Source organism: Phascolarctobacterium sp. ET69 (genome assembly GCF_023336935.1).
GTDB lineage: Bacteria > Bacillota > Negativicutes > Acidaminococcales > Acidaminococcaceae > Fusicatenibacter_A > Fusicatenibacter_A intestinipullorum.
In genome coordinates this window covers 279,007-298,326 of the sequence record NZ_JAMBLR010000002.1, presented here as the reverse complement: position 1 = coordinate 298,326, position 19,320 = coordinate 279,007, and the positions used below count along the sequence as shown (strand labels likewise).

General features: G+C 44.4%; 15 protein-coding genes. 4 read left to right on the top strand and 11 right to left on the bottom strand.

Translation table 11 applies throughout. The features are described from left to right. Positions 1-169: 169 nt before the first annotated feature. Positions 170-1,354 (bottom strand): DHHA1 domain-containing protein, encoded by a 1,185-nt coding sequence (locus tag M3079_RS04235; RefSeq protein WP_249077414.1) that lies wholly within the window; start codon positions 1,352-1,354, stop codon positions 170-172. A 76-nt stretch (positions 1,355-1,430) separates the two neighbouring features. On the opposite strand from M3079_RS04235, the gene M3079_RS04230 reads away from it, so the two are divergent. Then, positions 1,431-2,099: an HAD family hydrolase gene (locus M3079_RS04230; protein WP_249077412.1), complete on the top strand. Its 669-nt coding sequence runs from the start codon at positions 1,431-1,433 to the stop codon at positions 2,097-2,099. A gap of 356 nt (positions 2,100-2,455) precedes the next feature. Here the strand turns inward: M3079_RS04230 and M3079_RS04225 are convergent, their stop codons facing one another. From M3079_RS04225 to M3079_RS04210, 4 genes are read right to left on the bottom strand one after another with little or no spacing between them, the layout of a single operon-like run. Then, a complete protein-coding gene (locus M3079_RS04225) occupies positions 2,456-2,983 on the bottom strand; it encodes a 2-oxoacid:acceptor oxidoreductase family protein (protein WP_249077410.1) in 528 nt (175 codons plus the stop codon). A 1-nt stretch (position 2,984) separates the two neighbouring features. Continuing rightward, entirely contained in the window at positions 2,985-3,806 is an 822-nt protein-coding gene (locus tag M3079_RS04220) for a 2-oxoacid:ferredoxin oxidoreductase subunit beta (protein ID WP_349293339.1), read from the bottom strand. A 24-nt stretch (positions 3,807-3,830) separates the two neighbouring features. Next, a complete protein-coding gene (locus tag M3079_RS04215) occupies positions 3,831-4,973 on the bottom strand; it encodes a 2-oxoacid:acceptor oxidoreductase subunit alpha (protein WP_021715816.1) in 1,143 nt (380 codons plus the stop codon). Continuing rightward, complete coding sequence (locus M3079_RS04210) at positions 4,973-5,170, bottom strand: 4Fe-4S binding protein (RefSeq protein ID WP_021715817.1); 198 nt, start codon at positions 5,168-5,170, stop codon at positions 4,973-4,975. Before M3079_RS04210 ends, M3079_RS04215 begins: the two co-directional genes overlap by 1 nt. A gap of 233 nt (positions 5,171-5,403) precedes the next feature. On the opposite strand from M3079_RS04210, the gene M3079_RS04205 reads away from it, so the two are divergent. Then, positions 5,404-6,126, top strand: a complete 723-nt coding sequence (locus tag M3079_RS04205; RefSeq protein ID WP_249077406.1) for a TetR/AcrR family transcriptional regulator — start codon at positions 5,404-5,406, stop codon at positions 6,124-6,126. Between the two features lie 63 nt (positions 6,127-6,189). On the opposite strand, the gene M3079_RS04200 is transcribed toward M3079_RS04205, so the two are convergent. From M3079_RS04200 to M3079_RS04180, 5 genes are all read right to left on the bottom strand, one after another. Continuing rightward, positions 6,190-6,462, bottom strand: a complete 273-nt coding sequence (locus M3079_RS04200; protein ID WP_249077404.1) for a hypothetical protein — start codon at positions 6,460-6,462, stop codon at positions 6,190-6,192. A gap of 614 nt (positions 6,463-7,076) precedes the next feature. Beyond that, entirely contained in the window at positions 7,077-9,110 is a 2,034-nt protein-coding gene (locus M3079_RS04195) for a sulfatase-like hydrolase/transferase (protein WP_249077403.1), read from the bottom strand. Positions 9,111-9,122: 12 nt separating this feature from the next. Further along, on the bottom strand, positions 9,123-10,073 hold the full coding sequence (locus tag M3079_RS04190) for a diacylglycerol kinase family protein (protein ID WP_249077401.1): 951 nt from the start codon (positions 10,071-10,073) through the stop codon (positions 9,123-9,125). Between the two features lie 3 nt (positions 10,074-10,076). Further along, a complete protein-coding gene (locus M3079_RS04185) occupies positions 10,077-10,490 on the bottom strand; it encodes a GtrA family protein (protein WP_021715823.1) in 414 nt (137 codons plus the stop codon). 1,011 nt (positions 10,491-11,501) lie between these two features. Next, the gene (locus M3079_RS04180; protein ID WP_249077399.1) at positions 11,502-12,170 is read right to left on the bottom strand and encodes a SprT family zinc-dependent metalloprotease; all 669 of its coding nucleotides are present in this window, start codon (positions 12,168-12,170) and stop codon (positions 11,502-11,504) included. Between the two features lie 106 nt (positions 12,171-12,276). On the opposite strand from M3079_RS04180, the gene M3079_RS04175 reads away from it, so the two are divergent. Together M3079_RS04175 and M3079_RS04170 are read left to right on the top strand one after the other, a co-directional pair. Next, positions 12,277-12,726, top strand: coding sequence for a MarR family transcriptional regulator (locus M3079_RS04175; protein ID WP_249077397.1), 450 nt, complete (start codon positions 12,277-12,279; stop codon positions 12,724-12,726). Between the two features lie 96 nt (positions 12,727-12,822). Then, entirely contained in the window at positions 12,823-14,238 is a 1,416-nt protein-coding gene (locus M3079_RS04170; protein WP_249077395.1) for an MFS transporter, read from the top strand. A 49-nt stretch (positions 14,239-14,287) separates the two neighbouring features. On the opposite strand, the gene M3079_RS04165 is transcribed toward M3079_RS04170, so the two are convergent. Then, positions 14,288-19,096 (bottom strand): RecQ family ATP-dependent DNA helicase, encoded by a 4,809-nt coding sequence (locus M3079_RS04165; protein ID WP_249077393.1) that lies wholly within the window; start codon positions 19,094-19,096, stop codon positions 14,288-14,290. Positions 19,097-19,320 lie beyond the last annotated feature (224 nt).

Here is a 19,320-nt window from a genome sequence, read left to right as displayed (position 1 = left end):
TTCTTCGAGTGCTAACTACAATTATTATTATATCCGTTATTTGTAAAAATGCAAGTACCTTTTTTGACAAAATAGTGAAAAAAAGAGGTAAAAAGTTTTTTAACCGCCTTTATAAACCAAAACGGAGCATAACTTTTGATTATGCCCCGTTAATTGTTTTATTTTATTTTCACATCAATAAAGTATGTGCTTTTTGCTGCCAGTCCTCCGTGCTGCTGCCGCTGCCCTGTGCAAAATCGGGCTTGCCGCCGCCGCGCCCGTTAAAAATTTCGTTTGCTTTTTTGCAGTATTCGCGGCAGTCGGCGTTAACGCCGTCCGAGTGGCCGAACATATAGTTTACTCTGCCGCCTGCCTCGTAAACTATGCCTACCAGCAGGTTTTCCATGGCAGTAACCTTTTGCAGCAGCAATTTGGCTTCCGCTGCGCCGGTATCTTCAGGCGTTACCACAACAAAACGGCTGCCGTCCGGCAATACGCGCGCCGTGCTTAAAAACTGCGGCAGCTGCGCGTCATAAAGCGCCATTGTTTTTTCTTTAAGGCGTGCGTTAAGCTCGGCAATTTCGCCTTTTAAACGCTGCACTGCGTCAGGGACCTGCTCCGTTTTAACCGAAAGCATCTGCCCTGTTTTTCGCAGCGCGGCATTTTTACGGCGTGCATCCTCCAGCGCCCAGCGCCCGCACAAAAAGCTTATGCGCTGCCCCTGTTTATGTTTTTCCGCGCTTATAATGCGAATGCTGCCCACCGCGCCCGTTCTGTTTGGGTGCGTGCCACAGCAGGTGCAGATATCGCCGCCTTCCACGCTTACCAAACGCAGCGTACCCGTAAGCCTGGTGTTCTTTTTGCGCATGGTGTAGTTATCTAAAGCGGTATGCGGAACATAGCTTACGCTGATGGGCTTATCCAGCCAGATTTCACGGTTGGCAAAATCCTCCGTCTGTGCCAGCTCATCCGGCGTCAGTTCTTTGTCGAGGTCAATCGTTACCAGCCCTTCGCTCATATGAAAGCCGATATTATTTGCGCCAAACAGCTCCCACGCCGCGTAAGACAAAATATGTTCGCCGCAGTGCTGCTGCATATGGTCAAGGCGCACCACGCCGTCAACCACGGCTTTAACAGTGCTGCCAACGGCAAGCGGCTTATCGCAAAAGTGCAGAATACGCCCGCCTTCTTCCGCCACGTGCGTAACGGCAGCCTCGCCCAGCTTGCCGCGGTCGCTGAGCTGCCCGCCCCCTTCGGGGAAGAACACCGTTTTGTCAAGCTCAACGGCAAACCCGTTTTTGCAGGGTTCACAGGCGGTAACCACAGCCTCACATTCCCATAAATAAGCATCGTTTTCAAATAATTTTTCTGTCATTTTAAACCCCTCACTTGTAAAACAATCTATGCTTATATTATAATTACTCTTGTAAAAATAGCAAAGGAGTAATTTCATGTTTAAATATATTTTCTTCGATTTGGACGGTACTCTCACCGATTCTGCCGAAGGCATAACCAAATGCGTGCAGTACGCTCTTGAATCGCGCGGCATTAAGGTGCCGGATTTAAACACCCTGCGCCCCTTTATTGGCCCGCCCTTAATTGAAAGTTTTATGAAATTTTACGGCATGACGGAAGAAGAAGCCCGTTTATGCACCGCCAAATACCGTGAGCGTTTTAAAGACACCGGCATTTACGAAAACAAAGTTTACCCCGGCGTGCCGGAAATGCTTGCCCGGCTTAAAGCAAACGGCTTTACGCTTGCCGTTGCCACCAGCAAGCCCGTGGAATTTGCCCGCCGCGTAACGGATTATTTTAATTTAACCCAATACTTTACTTATATTACCGGGCCGGATTTTAACGGCTCGCTGCCCACCAAGGCCGATGTTATTGCCGATGCCCTGAAACACTTTGGGCTGGCAGGCACTGCCAAAGCGCAGGCACTGATGATAGGCGACCGCAGCCAGGATATTACCGGCGCTAAAAAATGCGGCCTTAAAACCATTGGCGTGCGTTACGGCTATGCTGCGCCCGGCGAACTTGAAGAAGCAGGCGCCGATTTTATCTGTACTGCGCCGCAGGATGTTGTAAAACTTATCTGCGGGCAAAACAAACTTGCATAACGCAGCTTAACGTTGTATAATAAAAGCACGAAAGTACCTATGCGTGGCGGCGTCGGTCTTTCCCGTACAAATTTATAGTTTGAGAGAAAGCCGTTTAACCGCGCGTTAAGCGGTTTTTTTCGTTACATTATTTATGACGAAAAATGGATACTATTAACATAGCAAACATTATCATCAAAGACAATGCTTCGTATGTGGTCATAGCACCACCCCCACCCATTCAAGAGTGGAAAAACCGACTGCATAGGTACTTTATCGTGCTTGTATATTTTAACAGGCTAATATCAAAAAAAGCAATATAAACGCACAAAACCCGTCCATAAAAATGGACGGGTTTTATTTTTGCTCGAACTGAATTATTTAATTAAATCCATGCCAATTTGCAGAGCCTTGCGGTTTTTGTCCTCGGTGCCTTTCGGTACGCGGTTCAAAACTGCTTTTTCAAGGCTTTCTGCGCTTACAACGCCGGTTAATTTAACCAGTGCGCCAAGGGCAACAATGTTGGCAAATAAAATTTTGCCAAGCCCTTCGCGTGCGCTGTGGGTAATCGGCAGTTCGTAAACTTTGCCGCCAAAATCGGGTACTTCGCTTACAAACAGGCTGTCAGTAATCATTACGCTGTCTTTGGTAAGGTCATGAGAATATTTATTGGCAGCTTCCTGGCTCATGGCAAGCAGCAAATCGGGTTTTGTAACCTTGGGGAAGTGAATGGCGTCCTCGGAAATAATAACTTCCGATTTAGAGGAGCCGCCGCGTGCTTCCGGGCCGTAGGACTGCGACTGGATAGCAAGCTTGCCGTCCAAAAGTGCTGCTTCGGCTAAGATAATGCCGGCAAGGATAAGGCCCTGGCCGCCGGTGCCGGATAAACGTAATTCATGTTTCATATTATTTACCTCCCTGCGCCATGGCAATAAGTTCATCATAGGCTTCGGTGTATTCTTTTCTGCCTTCTACCTGATACAAAACGCCAATCGGGAATTTGCCCTCGCGTTTTTCTTCCGGCAGTTTATCCCAGGCTGCAACCGGAACGGCGTGGTCGCGCTGCCACATCATCATTTCGGCAGGGCCGCCCATTTTGTTCTGGCGTCCGAAGGAAATCGGGCAGGCAGATACTGCTTCAATAAGGCTGAAGCCTTTGTGCTGAATGCCTTTAACGATAAGGTCGCTCAGCATCTGCGCATGGAAGGTTGTGCAGCGTGCAACAAAGGTTGCGCCTGCTGCTTTGGCAAGCTCGGCAAGGTTAAAATCAGGTTCAATCATGCCGTAAGGCGCGGTGGTTGCCTTGCTGTGATACGGAGTCATCGGCGAATACTGGCCGCCGGTCATGCCGTAAATGCTGTTGTTGTAAACAACAACGGTAAGGTCGATATTGCGGCGGCACGCATGAATGAAGTGGTTGCCGCCGATAGCGGTAGCATCGCCGTCACCGGTAAGAACAATAACATTCAGTTTAGGCTCTGCCAGTTTAACGCCGGTTGCAACCGGAATAGCACGGCCGTGAGCAGAATGAACGGTATTAAAATCAAGATAGCCGGAAGCACGGCTGGAGCAGCCGATACCGGAAATTACAGCCACATCGTCTTTGGAAAGATCGAGTTTGGCAATAGCTTTAACAACGCTGCCGGTAACAACGCCATTGCCGCAGCCGGGGCACCAGATATGCGGCAAACGGCCCGGACGGAAATATTTATTGATCATTTCTTCCATATTCATAAATATAGTCTCCTTTCCTTACAGGGCCGCCATAGCTTTTTTAACTTCTTCCAAAAGCTGGGCCGGAGTTGCAGGTTCGTTATCATATTTTGCGTACAGGCTTACAGGCACCTTGCCGTTAACGGCACGTTCAACTTCGTGAACATACTGGCCGCAGTTCAGCTCATGCACCAAAATGCCTTTTACCCTGCCGGCCAGTTCCTTCATCTGCGCTTCGGCAAACGGCCAGATGGTAACCGGGCGTACAAGGCCAACCTTAAGGCCTTCCGCACGGGCCATGTCAACCGTTTCGTAAGCGGTACGGGCAGCGCCGCCAAAGGCTACAACGGCAAAATCGGCATCTTCCATACGGTAGTTTTCAACTTGTACGATATCGTCAAGGTTGTTTTCAAGTTTAGCGCGCTGACGGTTGGCAGCAGCAAGAGTAGCTGCCGGAGTGCCTTTCGGGAAACCGGTTTCGTCATGAACAAGGCCGGTTACATGCCAGCGGTAGCCGCTGCCGAAAGCAGGCATTGCCGGAACAAGGCTTTCGTCCGTGGCATAAGCTTTAAAATCTTCCGGTGCGCAGTCCGGCTGTTTGCGTTCTGCCTGCGGAAAATCGCTGTAATCATCAGGCAGTTCAATTTTTTCGCGCATATGGCCGATAACTTCATCCATCAAAAGAATTACCGGCACACGGTATTTTTCGCTCAGCGCATAAGCGCGCAGAGTAAGCTCAAAGCATTCGGGAACGCTTGCAGGAGTAAGGGCAATCAGCCAGTGGTCACCGTGGGTGCCCCAGCGTGCCTGCATAACATCGCCCTGTGAAGGGCTGGTAGGCTGGCCGGTAGACGGGCCCACACGCTGCACGTTAACAATTACCAGAGGAATTTCCGCAGCGCAGGCATAACCGATAAGTTCCTGCTTTAACGAAAAGCCCGGGCCGCTGGTAGCCGTCATAACCTTTTTGCCGGTTAAGGACGCACCGATAACAGCGCCCATGGAAGCAATTTCGTCTTCCATCTGAATAAATTTGCCGCCGTTTTTCGGCAGCTTTTCAGCCAGGGATTCCGCCACTTCCGTGGAAGGAGTAATGGGGTAACCCGCAAAGAATTTTACACCGGCTGCAATTGCACCTTCAACAACAGCCTGGTTGCCTTGCAATAATAAAACCTTGGACATTACTTCTCATCTCCTTCTTTATGTACAAAAATGGCAAAATCCGGGCAGCGCAGTTCGCACTGGCCGCACTGAATGCAGTTTTCGGGCGCAACAGCTTCAATCTTTTCAAGTTCGCTTACCGCCAGAACCTTTTTGGGGCAGAACGCAGCGCAAATGCCGCAGCCTTTGCAGCGCTCGGTATAAATTTTTAAGCTCATTATTAAACCTCCTTTAACCTGCCTCTTTAAAAATATTTCTCATGCTCAAATAAGCACATACTACCTCTATAATAATTATAATTGATACAGTTCATTAGTCAAATTTATTTTTTGGATGATACCCGCAAAATATTTGGATAAACCGTGCAAATTGCACATAATGCCCAAAAATGATATAATGGTATAAATTTATAAATATATTTTAATGATGAAATTGTTTTACGGAGGCCGCCATGACTGCCATAGATGCTTCACTGCCAAAAAAAGAACGTATCCTCATTGCCGCGGAAGATGTTTTTTCGCGCCGCGGCTACACCAAAGCCACGCTTGATGAAATAATTGCCCTGGCCGATACCGGCAAAGGCACACTTTATAAATACTTCGGCAATAAAGATAACCTTTTTTACACGCTGATAGAAGAAAAGCACAGCCATTTAATGGATGAGCTGCATTCCTTAACGGCACAGCAGCCCGATATCCGCGGCAAGCTGCAGGCCTACCTTAACTGCATGTTAAAATTTCTGCGCACCAATAAAGGCCTGTGGCTGATTGTATGGTACGAGCTTAACGCAGCACACCAGGGCATACACCCCGATTTTGACGAAAACGGCAACTGGATATTAACCTCCCTTTACGGCGACCCGCTGCCCAAACCGGAGGAAGAACGCCTTTTGCGTTACTACAAAATTTTGTGGGAGGAAGTTTACGTACTGGCAGCAATTTTGCAGGACGGGCAGGAAAGCGGCTATTTAAAATATACCCCTTCGCAGCAGATATTTACCGTGCCCGACCCGACGAGTAAATTAACATCCGAAGCAATTTTTGGCGCCTACCACCTGTTTGCAGGCATTGCCAACGGCGTGTTCCACGTAATAAACAGCACCATGGATAACACGGAGCTGACCTCGATAATAGTAGATTACTTTTTAAACGGCCACGCCGCCAAAGCAGAATAAATTTAAGCGCAACAGCAAAACTCCGCAGCAAAAGCCGCGGAGTTTTTATTATGCCATATTAACTTAACCTTCACGTTCTGCCCTTACAATCACAAGCACGGGAAAAGCCTTATCCGGCAAGGCGGAAGGGCCTTTGCTGATTTTTTCTTCGTAAGCCGTGCGGTCGAAAGAATCGAAAGCCACCAGCTCATCGTCGCTGTAAAAATCATCAGTAGGGCAAATAGCCGTTACGCCAAAACCGGCCCATGCTTCCGCCGGGTTTGCCAGTTTATAAACCTCAATCTTCTCACATTTGGCATGGTGAATCTGTAAAGCGTCCTCAAAAGTAAACAGCATAATTTCCGCCCCCTTCTTTACAAACACAATATCTGTTACTGCCTGTTTTAATTATATCATTCTTTTGAGTTTTAATCAATATTTATTATTTATTGCACTTAATTAAGTTTTAATTGAATTCAACTTTTTATCAATTACTTCCATCATTTTTACATAGTTCCCGATAAAACGATGGTATATGTTTATAATAAAACTATCACCCACAAGCATAAACCCCAGCAAAAAATTTCAGCCGGTGAAAATTCACCGGCTGTTTGCTTTTATTAAATATGTTTTTGTGTTATAATCTTTTTCATGAGATAGCTGGACTTGGCTTTCCCACTCCAAAAAGAGTGGGGGTGATACTATGACAGTGTTTGAAGCGTTATCGTTTGCGGTAATGTTTGCAACCTTAGTAGTACTCATTCTTTCATTCCGCAAATAACGGCATGAGAAAAGCCGCATAACCTTGCGGTTACACGGCCTTCCGTCGAATTTTTAATTCATCAGGGGAGAGCCGGTGTACCCATTACCAGCTATCTCTTTCTTATATTATACCAAAGTTAATTTTCTTGTCAAATTACATACGGCAATAATAACCCCCTGCTAAAAACCAGCAAGGGGTTATTGCATTTTTACTGCCCGCCGTATTTTAAATGGCGGTCTGCATATTCATGAATAATATAATTGGTAAGCGCGTCGCAGTAACGGTCCTGCTCCGGCTCGTCCATTTTGTCCTCAAACGAAAAATCTTCGTTGTAATAATACGCTTTGCCGCCAAAATAGCCCAGCGCATACGGCAAGGGTGCATACTGCAAAAAGTTGCGTCCCATAAATTCTTCCGGCACCGTAATGCCGCCCAAGGCCAAAAGCGTCGGCGCAAGGTCAATCTGCGAAGCGTACTGTTCTTCGTCTAAAAGTGCAAACGGCGCTAAATTTTTGCCTATAAAAATCAAGGGTATCGGCGCAATGCTGCGGCGCGAGCGTTCATCCGTAACCAGTTCCATATATTCGCCGCCGCTGTGCGGATTATGGTCACTGGTTATTACAAACAGCGTGCGATCATCCATCAGCCCGCGGCGTGATGCTTCTTTAAAGAAGTTTTGAATGGTGAGGTTTACCCAGTAAATGCCGCGCACGGTAACGTATTTGTTGTCGCGCACGCCTTCCGGCATATCGCCGTAGGCAGTGCCGTAGTACGGATACGGCTGATGCATATCCAGCGTTTTAACAACAAGCAGCATTTTATCGTTATTTTTCTGCCCTTTTTCAAGCAGGTTCAGCGCTTCGGCATACATAACATCGTTGTGGTAGCCCCAGCCGCTGGCGCCGGTGTAGCCTGCGTCCTCAAGGTATTCTTTGGCGTAGTATTCCTCCATGCCAAACTGCGTGGGGTATTCGTGCAGCTCGTTGTTGTAATACTGGCTGCTGGCGTTCATAAATATGCCGCGCCAGCCTGCCTGCTGCACGCTGCGGAAGATGGAAGGCTGCGCTTCGCCCGGCAGGTCGGGGTCATAAATTAAGTGCGAGCGGAAGGTTGCGTTAAGCCCCTGCGTTGTAGGCACTGCCGAAGAATAGTAGTGGTCAAGGTGCGGGTATTTTTCAAGCAGGCTGTCAAGGTAAGGCGTTGCCTCCGCCGGTATGTTTTCGTTGTAATAATGCATGTAATCGCGGTGTACGGATTCCAGCACCAGCATTACAATACGGTCGTAGCTTGCTTTCGGCTCCGCCTTTTCTTCGCTCTTGCGCATAATGCCCAGCTCCTGCAAAACCTGCTCATCCTTCACCGTCAGCGGGCGCTGCTCAATATGGCTGCGGCTGACGATTTTATCGGTATTAAACAGCATTTTGCCAAAAAAATTTACGTTTACGGGCACGGTAAGCATATCGCGGTAGGCTTCGCGCGTTTTTTCGCTTTCAACCTCCGTCCACATGCCCATGTATTCTTTCATTACATAACCGTTCAGGCTGCCCATCATCATGTAGCCAATGTTCAGCGCCAGCGAAAACGCTGCTACGCACATCAGCGACCATACAAAGTTCGGTTTCTTTTTGGTGGGCTTGTTTACGCGGAACAAAAGCACAAGCAGCAGAAGCCCCGCGGCGATAAGCGCAAGTTTAAGCGCGCCCATGCTGGCCAGCACGCCCTTAACGGCATATATATTAAGGTTGGCAAAAAGCACGCTCTGCACGTGCATGCTGGTTTGCCAAAAATAAAAGGCGTCAAAAATTACAATAACTGCCGACAAAAAATAAACGGCAAAATACACCGTTTTCATGGTGCGCCCTGCCCATTTGTGGTAACACATGGCAGTTACAAGCACCGCAAAAATATTGTTGTTAAGCCCGGCAAGTATTGCCAGCGCCGTTACAACGCCGCCGTCCAGCCGCAGCTGATGCACCATAAACACCGTTACGCCAAGGTACAAAACGCCGGTTACAACTACCGGAAAATAACGCTTCACCCTGTCGCGGATACGCGTGCGGCGCAGATACAAAAGCCCTGCCACGCCCAAAAGCAGCACGTCGCGCAAAAAGCTGCTTATTGCTGTATACCAGAACTCCATTTCCGGGAAAGGCACTATGCTTCTGTAAAATTTCCACGATAAAAAATATTCGGCCGCAAAGGCAATAACCATAAACACAAGCAGCCAGTAACGTTTTCTCATCTTCTCCCCGCCTTACGCCAGAAAGTTAACCGTTTGGGAATACATCTCTATCAAAAGCGGCGTTGCAGTAACCACGTCGCCGTCCAGTTCCGCCGGAAAGCCGTCCACATTGCACTCAATGGTAAGCGTATGCGCTTTTTTAACAATAACGCCCTGCTCGCCCTCCAGCGATTCCATTAAAATCATGGCGGCATATTTTAAAAAGTCCGCACGCTTGCAGCCGGTAAACAGCGCCACGTCAAAATAATCGTTGGTAATGGCAGCGCCCTTAAACAGGCTGTAACGCCCTGCATAATAGCGGCTTTTACCGATGATAACGGAAGAAGCCTCGTACCACTCGGGGTCGCCGTCAAACTTAACGCGGAACCTGTAACGCCAGTTGCTTAACAAAAGCTCCTTGCGCACCAGCTCGCCGCTTTGCACAACATAGGCAAAAGAGGACAGGAAACGCTTTTCGAGGCTTGATACGCTGTCCACAACTTTGGAATCGAACCCGATACCGGCAACGGTTAAAAAGATATGCCCGTTGGCCTTGCCGATGCGCACCGGTTTAATGCGCCCTTTGCGCACACGCTGAATCCAGCGTACCGGGTCGGCAGGCATGTCAAACTCCTTGGCAACAAGGTTTACCGTGCCTGCGGGGAACACGCTGATGTACGGCACATAGCCGTTGCGGTCAAGCTCGGCAATCATGGCGCGCAAAGTACCATCGCCGCCGGCTACAATTACCCAGTCGTACTTTTCTTCCTTAATTTTATCGGCCCAGTCCGTCAGCTTTTTAAACTCGCGCAGCTCCGTAAGCTCCACCCTGTTCGGGCCAATAATCGCCGTCAGGCGGCGCTTTAAATCGAGCACTCTCGAGAGCATGCTCACAAAAATCTGCTTGCCGGAATTGGGGTTGTAAATAATAACAACCTTTTTAAAATTTTTAATTTCAACGCCGTTGGTTTCCACTTTTATCACACCTTAAAAAATCCACTTTTTGCGCGCCAGATAGTTCCATACCACCACAATGCAGGTAGCGGCAATTTTTGAAAGCAGCCCCGGCAGTGCAAAAAGCCCAACAAAAACATACATTAATATAAGATTAAATAAAAGCCCCATGCCGCTTACCAAAAACACAAGGCTTATTTCTTTGGCTTTGCCATAGCGCACGCCGCTTGTAAACACCAGAATATTGCACATAAAATAATGGTACAACGTTGATAAAAAATAAGCGCACGCCGTCGACGCCAGATAATTTATGCCCGCCGCCTCCGAGAAAACGTAAAAAAACGCCCACTCAATCAGCGCGGCGCTGCCGCCGACAAACAAATATAAAATTATTTTTACAAATTCGTTGTTTGTATAATCAAAACCAAACAAAACCTTTTTAGACATTTTACAAACTCCTTGACGTATAATTATAGCATTTTTTATATTTTAGTTAAAGCGGGATTTTAAGATTTTTATATTATGAAGTTTTATTATTTTTAATTTTACGTTTGGTTTTTGAAATTATGTTTAAATTTACTTATATTTTTTTGATTTTGGGTTAGGTTTTTGTATTTACGTTATTGTATTTTTATTTACGTTTCGTCTTTGATGGCACTTTAATTATTTTTCATTTATTTTATCATTCATGTTCATTCTTTGTAACCAAAATATATTAAGGACCGTAAATTTTGCTCATTATTCAATCGCAAAATTTGCGTAGCTTCGCTGGCACAATTATTGCCTTCGCTACCACTCGGCACTAATTGGCGACTCAGCCCAAACTCACGCGGCTGAAAAAATTTTTAACGCGGCACTTTAGATAAAAATAAAATTTTCCACGGAACTCGCTGCGCTCAAACACCGGGAAAATTTTATTTTCTTTTAGTAAATACCACTAAATTTTTAATGCCGCGATTGCACTTAACCCGTACTTTTTAACTGCTTAATTTAGTATATACTTGCTTTGTATCGTATTTTACAACTGCTTATTATTCAAAGATATGCAACTAATGATTTTGCACTATTAAAACCTACGGCAACATTACTATTGCTCATAAAAAATTATCATAGTACGAATTTGAGCGAAGCCGCGACTTTCCAAAAATAGGATGCTGACTTCCTATCAAAAAGCACTTGCAGCAATAGCCGAGGACTGTTTGAGTTTGCGCAGCAAACGAGTTCCGCAGGCGCTGCAAGTGCTATACAAATTTGATACAGTCATACGTATAATTTTTGGAGGAGCGAAGGCTTTTTGTTACTTTTTGGCCCACAAAAAGTAAGATGAATGAAAAGGTAAATTAAAATATAAAAACTATATACAAAGACGAAAAAATTGGAAACAAGATGAATAATAAAGTAAATTAAGATATACTAACGTAACTACAAAGACTAAACCCAAATCAAAACAAAAGAACCCTACCTGAACCACTTCAGCAAATACCCATGCTGCTTTAATGCCTGTCTGCGCTGTTTATAATCCGGCATTACAGCCGCCACTCTCTGCCAAAAGGCAGGGCTGTGGTTCATGCAGCCGATATGGCACAGTTCGTGTACCACCACGTAATCTATCAGCGCGGGCGGTGCAAAAATAAGCCGCCACGAAAAATTCAGCACGTTCTGCGCACTGCACGAGCCCCATCTTGCCTGTGCTTCCGATACCTTTACCCCCAGCGGCTTTACGTCAATTACCGGTGCATATTTATCAACGCGCCAGTAAAACAAATCCCTGGCAAAGCCGCGCAAAAACTTAATCAGCCCGGGGCGCCCCAGTTTTTTGCTGCAAATAAATTCGTCCGGCGCAAGCTTCGCATAGTCCTTCGCAGCGCCTGCAATAAATTTAATGCGCACGCGATTGCCTGCTATCACCCACTCCGCGCCTTCTTTAAACTCCGGTTCACGCGGGGCAAGCTCTGTTTTTAACTCTATTTCGCACAGCTTGTTTTCAATCCAGCTGCGCTTTTCTTCGATAAATTTTTTTATTTCCGCCATAGGCATCCGCATGGGCGCGCGCACCACGCACCTGCCGCTGCCGTCTATTGTTATTGCCAAAGTGCGCCTGTTGCTGCGCACCAGTTCGTACTGCATAAAATCCCCTCCGAAAATTATTATACAGCGTTTAAATCAGCGGCGCAAATTGCCTTGCAGCGCCTTTTGTTATATAATTTTTACAAACAATTACGGAGGGTTTCTGATGGATACCGCTTTAATTAAAGATTTTTTCGACTGCTGCCGCGACGCTAAAAAAATACTGGAACTTTTGCCGCCGCTGCCGCAGGGTTTAACACCGCGCCATATACAGATTATCGACACCATTTCCCAGCTCGAAGAAAAAAACGGGCTGGTTAAAATAAGCGACATCAGCACTGCGCTGCACGTAACGCGCCCAAGCATTACCCGGCTTGTATCAGAGCTTGCCGCCGCAGGCTATGCCCAAAAAGCCGGCAGCGCTACCGACGGGCGTGTTACTTACGTTGCCCTTACAAATAAAGGTAAAAGCTGCTGCGATTTTTATGTTAAACGCTACCACAACTGGGTAAGCAGGCAGTTAACAGGCATTAAGCCCGATGACCTTATCTGCGCCGCTAAAACGATACGCAGCTTTTATGCAGCTTTAAAAAACAGCGAGCCGCCCAAACCCTAAATTGCAGCAGGCATTGACAATATACGTCAATGCCTATATAATTACCAGTATAGTTACTTTAGGTAATTATTATGCGTAATTTTCGAGGTGACATACATGCAAAAAGATAAACAATTAACGCCCAAGCTTGTAACGGCAATAATTTCTGCCGGTATTATGGCCTTTGCCGGAGTGGTTGCCGAAACCGCCATGAACATTACCTTTACAACGCTAATGCGTGAATTTGGCATTGGTACTGCCGCCGTGCAGTGGCTTACCACAGGTTATCTGCTGATGCTTGCCATAATTGTGCCTGCATCCGGCTGGTTAAAAAATAATTTCAGCCATAAGCGGCTTTTTATAGCGGCAGAAGCCTTTTTTATAACCGGCACTGTGTTATGCTGCGCCGCTCCCAGCTTTGCCCTGCTGCTTACCGGCCGCATAGTACAAGGGCTTGGCACAGGCATAGCCCTGCCGCTGATGTTTAACCTGGTTTTTGAAGAAGTACCTGCTCAAAAAACCGGCTTTATGATGGGCGTTGCCTGCATGATAACTGCCATGGCACCGGTAGTGGGCCCTTTTGCTGGCGGGCTTATTATAACATTGTGGGGCTGGCGGCTTATTTTTGTGTTTATGCTGCCCTTGCTGCTGCTTTCGCTGATAGCCGGGCTTTTAACCGTACCTGCAAATCCGCAGCTTAAACACACCCGCTTTGAATGGAGCAATTACCTTTTAATGGCTGTTGGTTTTGCACTGTTTATTACAGCCACTGCGCATACACAGGCAGGCTGGTTAAGTACTGCGGTAACAGTTCCGCTTCTTATAAGCGCTGTGCTGCTTGCTTTATTTTACCGCCGCTCGCTTACAAGCCCTACTCCTGTAATAAACGTAAAAATTTTCCGCAGCGGCCGTTTTAACAGCGGTGCCGCCGCTATGGTTTTTATTTATTTTACGGTACTCGGGCTTGGCTTTTTAATTTCCAACTATGCCCAGCTTGTTTTCGGCGCCGATGCTTTTACAGCAGGCTGCCTGCTGCTGCCGGGCTGCATACTTGGCATTTTGGTAACACCATCAGCCGGGCGTGTGCTTGACCGCTGCGGAGCCGCACTGCCGGTTTTGGGCGGCAGCTTTTTAATGTTAGGCTCCGTTTCAGCCATGGCGTGGCTTACGCCCGATATCAGCAACACTTTATTTGCCGTGCTGTACACATTTTTTGCCTTTGGGCAGGCTGCTTCGATACCTACCGTTACGCTCTGCGCTATCCGCTGCCTATCAGCAGATGATTCTGCCTCCGGCAACGCCGTAATTAATACCCTGCAGCCGCTTTCCGGCGCCCTTGGCACATCAATATGCGCCAGCATTGTTGCAGCAGCGCAAAACACATCTGCCGGAGCGGCAGGCACGCAGACCGGCACCGCCCATGCGCTGGTACTGCTTGCAGTATTTACAGCAGTAATTTTATTTTGTAATTTATACCTTTTAAATGGCAAAAGCCATACAGTAAATACACCAAATTTATCTGTTCAAAAATAGCTTAATAATAACAAAAACGCCTGTATATTAATTACACAGGCGTTTTTATTTATTTGTTTCGTTTTAAATAAATATCAGGCAAAATAACTGCTGTTTCTTCAGTATCTTCTTTGCCCATCCATGCAACTATAAACCGAACTTCAGCAGCATAAGGCATATAACCTTTCTTCTGCAAATTTTGTATTTTTTCAAAAAATGCTTTGGAAAATTTTACAACAGGCATATTTTTCCCCTCAATTTGCGCGCAGAGATACATGCCGTTAATTAAAAGTTTACTGCCGCTGCGGAGTTTAAAAATAAACTGCTTTTTATTCTTAAAATAATCAAGGAACACATCTTTATGTGTCATCTGCAATGAAATTTCCAAGGGTTTACTATAAACAACTTTATCATAGCAATGCTCTATATCAGGTAAATTATATGCAGAAAATAATTTCGTATTGCTATGAATATACAGTTCATTTTTAGCCCTTGTCATGCCAACATACAAAATGCGCTTTTCTTCATCAGTTGAAGCATTATTGCCGTTAAGCATCATGTAAACAGTATCAAACTCTCTGCCTTTGGCTTTATGGATAGTAGATACATACACAGCTTCTGTTTCGTCATCATAAAAATCTTCATAACTTGATTCTTTGATGAACTCCAACAAATCATTGTAATACTTATCCGGATTAACCGTTTCAAAATCACGGAGCAGGTTTCTGCAAATTTCAAGGCAACTGCTGCCTGCATAAGTTTTAAATAACTTATCTGCCGCTTTTTCCCAAACCGTGTCAGAAATTTTAACGGCATGCGGAGCAGCATTTTCTATTTGTTTTAAAAAGTAACGTATTTCCGCCAAATTATAAAGATAAAATCCATCAATTGATTGTATAAGTTTAGCCCTGATACCCTTTTTCAGAAGCATTCCCAAAAGCTGTAATGCTTCATCATTTGTATTAGTCAGCACACAGCACCTGCCGTTGCCGCGTGTTTCTGCAATCTGCTTCACTACTGCTTCTTCCATGTTTCTGCCGCTATGATGCGTAATAACAACTCTGCCTTTTTCTTTTTGCACAGAATGAATAAGCGAATTTTTCATCCTGTTATGTATCGTTGCCGCAAAAGCGTTGCCAAGTTCCACAATTGCCGGTTTACTGCGGTAATTTTCCACCATTTCATATCTCACGGCACCATAATCTTTTATTAAAGATTTCAGATATTCGGAATTTGAACCGCGGAATTCATAAATATTCTGGTCATCATCTCCTACCGCTATCACACGCATATTGTCATTATTATCTATTAAAGCGCGTACCAGGTTAAATTCATTTTCGTCCATGTCCTGTGCTTCATCAATTACAAGCACGCTTTTGCTGATTTTACTTCGTTCAACTTCGCCGCTGCGGATTAATTCCACGGCATTTTTTACAATATTGTCTGCGCCCTCAAGCCTGCCGATTTTTCCAAGAAGGTCAAAACAATATGAATGAAAAGTTTTTATTTCCACATAATTTGCTGCATTGCCTATTAATTCAACAAGGCGTTTTTTAAATTCCGTAGCCGCAGCTCTTGAAAATGTCAGCATTAAAAGCTGCTCCGATTTTACGGATTCCAATATTATCAGTGAAGCAAGTTTATGTACTAAAACTCGTGTTTTGCCGCTGCCAGGACCTGCTGCCACAACAATATACGGAGAATCGGCATCATTAATAATTTGCGACTGCACAGCAGATAAACCGTAAAATAATTGCCTGTATTTTTTAGGCGTAATATTACGGTTTATTTCATTTTCACGTTCACCGGCAAAATATTTTTTAATGAACTTCTGAAAATCTATCTGAAAATAATCTTTTACAAATTGCAGTGCAGATTTATAATCACGCACCATCAAATTGGCATATTCACCTATAATATGAATCTGCTGAATTCTTTGTTTGTAAAATTCATCAAGATAACGGTAATCGGCAATTTTATACTTTATTTTATTATCCATTATGCAGCGTTCAATTTCCATACTGTTGTAAAGAACCAAAAAGCCGCCTTCAAGCCTTAATGCTTCTATTTTTGAAAGGTACAGCAATGCGTCCTCAACATCATGCAGAGATACTTCTTTAGCAGTTAAGTCCATTTGCTGATGTTCTTTATACGCATTAAACAAACCGACAAGCGAAAACTCTACCGGTTTCATTTCTTCACCGTCATAGACAGGCTTTGCTGCTTTAGCAAAAAGTTCTTTTAATACAAACCTGCAAATATCTATTCTGGTATCAATTTTATCTTTTAATTTTTCAACGCTGATAAGCGGCAGTATTTGTACTGCCTGTGCAGCTTTCCATTCATTTTTTTGAATGTACTTTTTAATTGTATAGTAATAAATAAGCGTGCGGAAATTTTTTACGTTTGCCCCCGCCAGCCGCCGCTGCTCTGCCTGTTCGTTTAATTCTTTAAGGTTAAATTCGCACACATCGTCTTTTAGCTGTTCCACAAAAAATAATTCCAGTTTTGCAAAACGTTCAAGCAAACTGACAGCCCTGTTTTCTTTTTCGGTCGCCAAAATATAGGCAGACATATCCAGCGTATCGGCTAAAATGCCTTCACGCCGCATTAAATTAACGGCAGTAATTACTTCTTCTTTGGTCAAACCAAGAATATCGGCAAGATAATCGACACGCGATTCCGCATCGTCGTTACCGGCTTTGGCAATGCTTCTGCTTGAAATAAGCGACTTAACTATGCGTTTGGCATTTAAGCGCTGCGGTTCTGTAAAAAGCGGAGAAGCTTCTATACGCCTGGCAGCTTCATTCATATCACTTGCCAAAATACTTGTTGCGTATATGCGCGGCATATTTTTGCCGCGTTTAATATAACCAGCATTTTCAAGCGCAGAAATTGCTGTTTTTACTCTTGTTTCAACATCAGTAACGGAATTATCCCACCCTGCCTGCCGGGCAATTTCCAGTGCCGAGCAGCAAACGCGCGGGCGAAGTTTTGTCATATCCTTAATGGCTTTCCATACCTGCTGTATCTCACTAATGCTGAGCTTGGTCTGGTTCAGCAAAATAAAATGCTTGTCCAAATCACTATCATTATAAAGAACATAGCAATCTGCCTGCATGGAAGGGTCGCGGCCGGCACGGCCGGCTTCCTGAACATAATCTTCCAGTGAACTTGATATGTCATAATGAACTACGAGTTTAACGTCTTTTTTGTCAACGCCCATGCCAAAAGCAGACGTTGCTACAATTACCTGTATTTTATTAGTTATAAACGCTTCCTGATTGGCGATTTTATCAGCCGGGTCCATCTTACCGTTAAAAGGGCATGCCGGAAACCCGTCTTTTGAAAGACGCTCAGCCAATTCTCTTGTACGCCTTGTTCTGGAAACATAAACTATGCTAGGGCAATTTTTTTGTTCCAAAAGCCTGCGCAGAGCATTATATTTTTCTTCATCCGTTTCTTTATATAAAACCGTATACTGTAAATTTTCACGCGTTGCCGATGATGCGTAAAGAACAAGGTCCAAATCCAGAGTTTTCTTAAAATAATCGCAAATATCACTTATTACTTTAGGTTTTGCCGTTGCTGTAAAACAGGAAACAGGTATGGGCATCTGTGAAACTTTCTGGCGCTGGAGTTCACTTATAAATTCGCCTATATATAAATAATCAACCCTGAAATCCTGCCCCCAAGCAGAAAAGCAATGGGCTTCATCAATTACAAAACGGACAATATTACGTTTAAGAAGTATTTTTTCTATTGTGCGTGAACGCAAAGATTCCGGTGCAATATATAAAATATTTACCGAACCGTCAGCCAGACGTTCAATGGCATCCGCTCTTTCTACCGGTGAAAGCAGCCCGTTAATGCTTACGGCTTCAAGTACGCCGGTATTATATAAATTATCAACCTGGTCTTTCATTAAAGAAAGCAGCGGCGATATAACAACAGTTAAACCATGTACAGCTTTGCCCGCCATAAGTGCCGGAAGCTGAAAAGTTATAGACTTACCGCCGCCGGTAGGAAACACCGCCAATAGTGATTTACCGTCCACAGCCGCCTGTGCCGCCATTTCTTGAAGCGGCTCACCATTATAAGTTCTGAAACTGTCATAACCAAAAATTTCTTTTAAACTTTTATGAATGTTGAGTTTGTTTTGGCAATAGCCACAGCCTTCAGAACATGGAGTATTGCACAATAACTTAATTACATTTTCAATTTTCGGGAAATTATGCATAAGCCATGGCGGAGTTATAGAATGATAGTCATCGGAAGAAATCAGCGCAAGCACATACGCAAGTTCTATTTTATTTCCTGCAATAAGCGTTTTAAGGTCTGCATTTTCACAAATTTTCCCGGCAAATTCACTCTTAATCAAAGTTTCTGCGTCATTAACGGCACAGTAAAAATCTATGTATTCAAAAAAAGCTTCAAATTCCACTGCTTCATGCAGCAGACAATAAAAAATCTGCTTCATTTTTAATGACAAGGCAATAAAAGCATTTACCTCATCATAAAATAATTGCTGTGCTTTTTTGCTGTCATTTAAAGGATTGTTTATTTCATCTGTCTGTAATTTATCATCTTTTAATAAAGCATGATACGGCCGTTTAGGAAAAAGCAGCGGCGAAAGATAGAGCGTATCTATTACTTTGCAGCTTATCTTTCTTCCGGCAGCAGCTTCAATATATTTTAGGTCATGATGAATTATATTATGCCCGCACAAAAAATCAGCACCGCTTATAAAATCGCAAAAATTATTTATCGAAGCGGAATGAAAACAAACATTGCTGTCACGTATTGCTCCAAGGTCATAAATTTTCTTATCGGCAATGCCAACCTCAGAATCAATAAAGACTACTGTCTTTGCCATCATTTCCACTTCCTTTGCGCTTTTAAAGCGATGCTTTAAAATTTTTAATATAACAATGATTTTATTTTGATACTTCTATTAATAAAATCTGCAATTTATTATTAAAATAAAACAATCTTCAAAGGTGATTTACTTATGTGAAAAATATTTTGCACAATTCTTACTTATAAGATATTTAATTTTAAGTTTTTTGTCAATCTAATTTTAGTGTTAACTTAAACTTTATA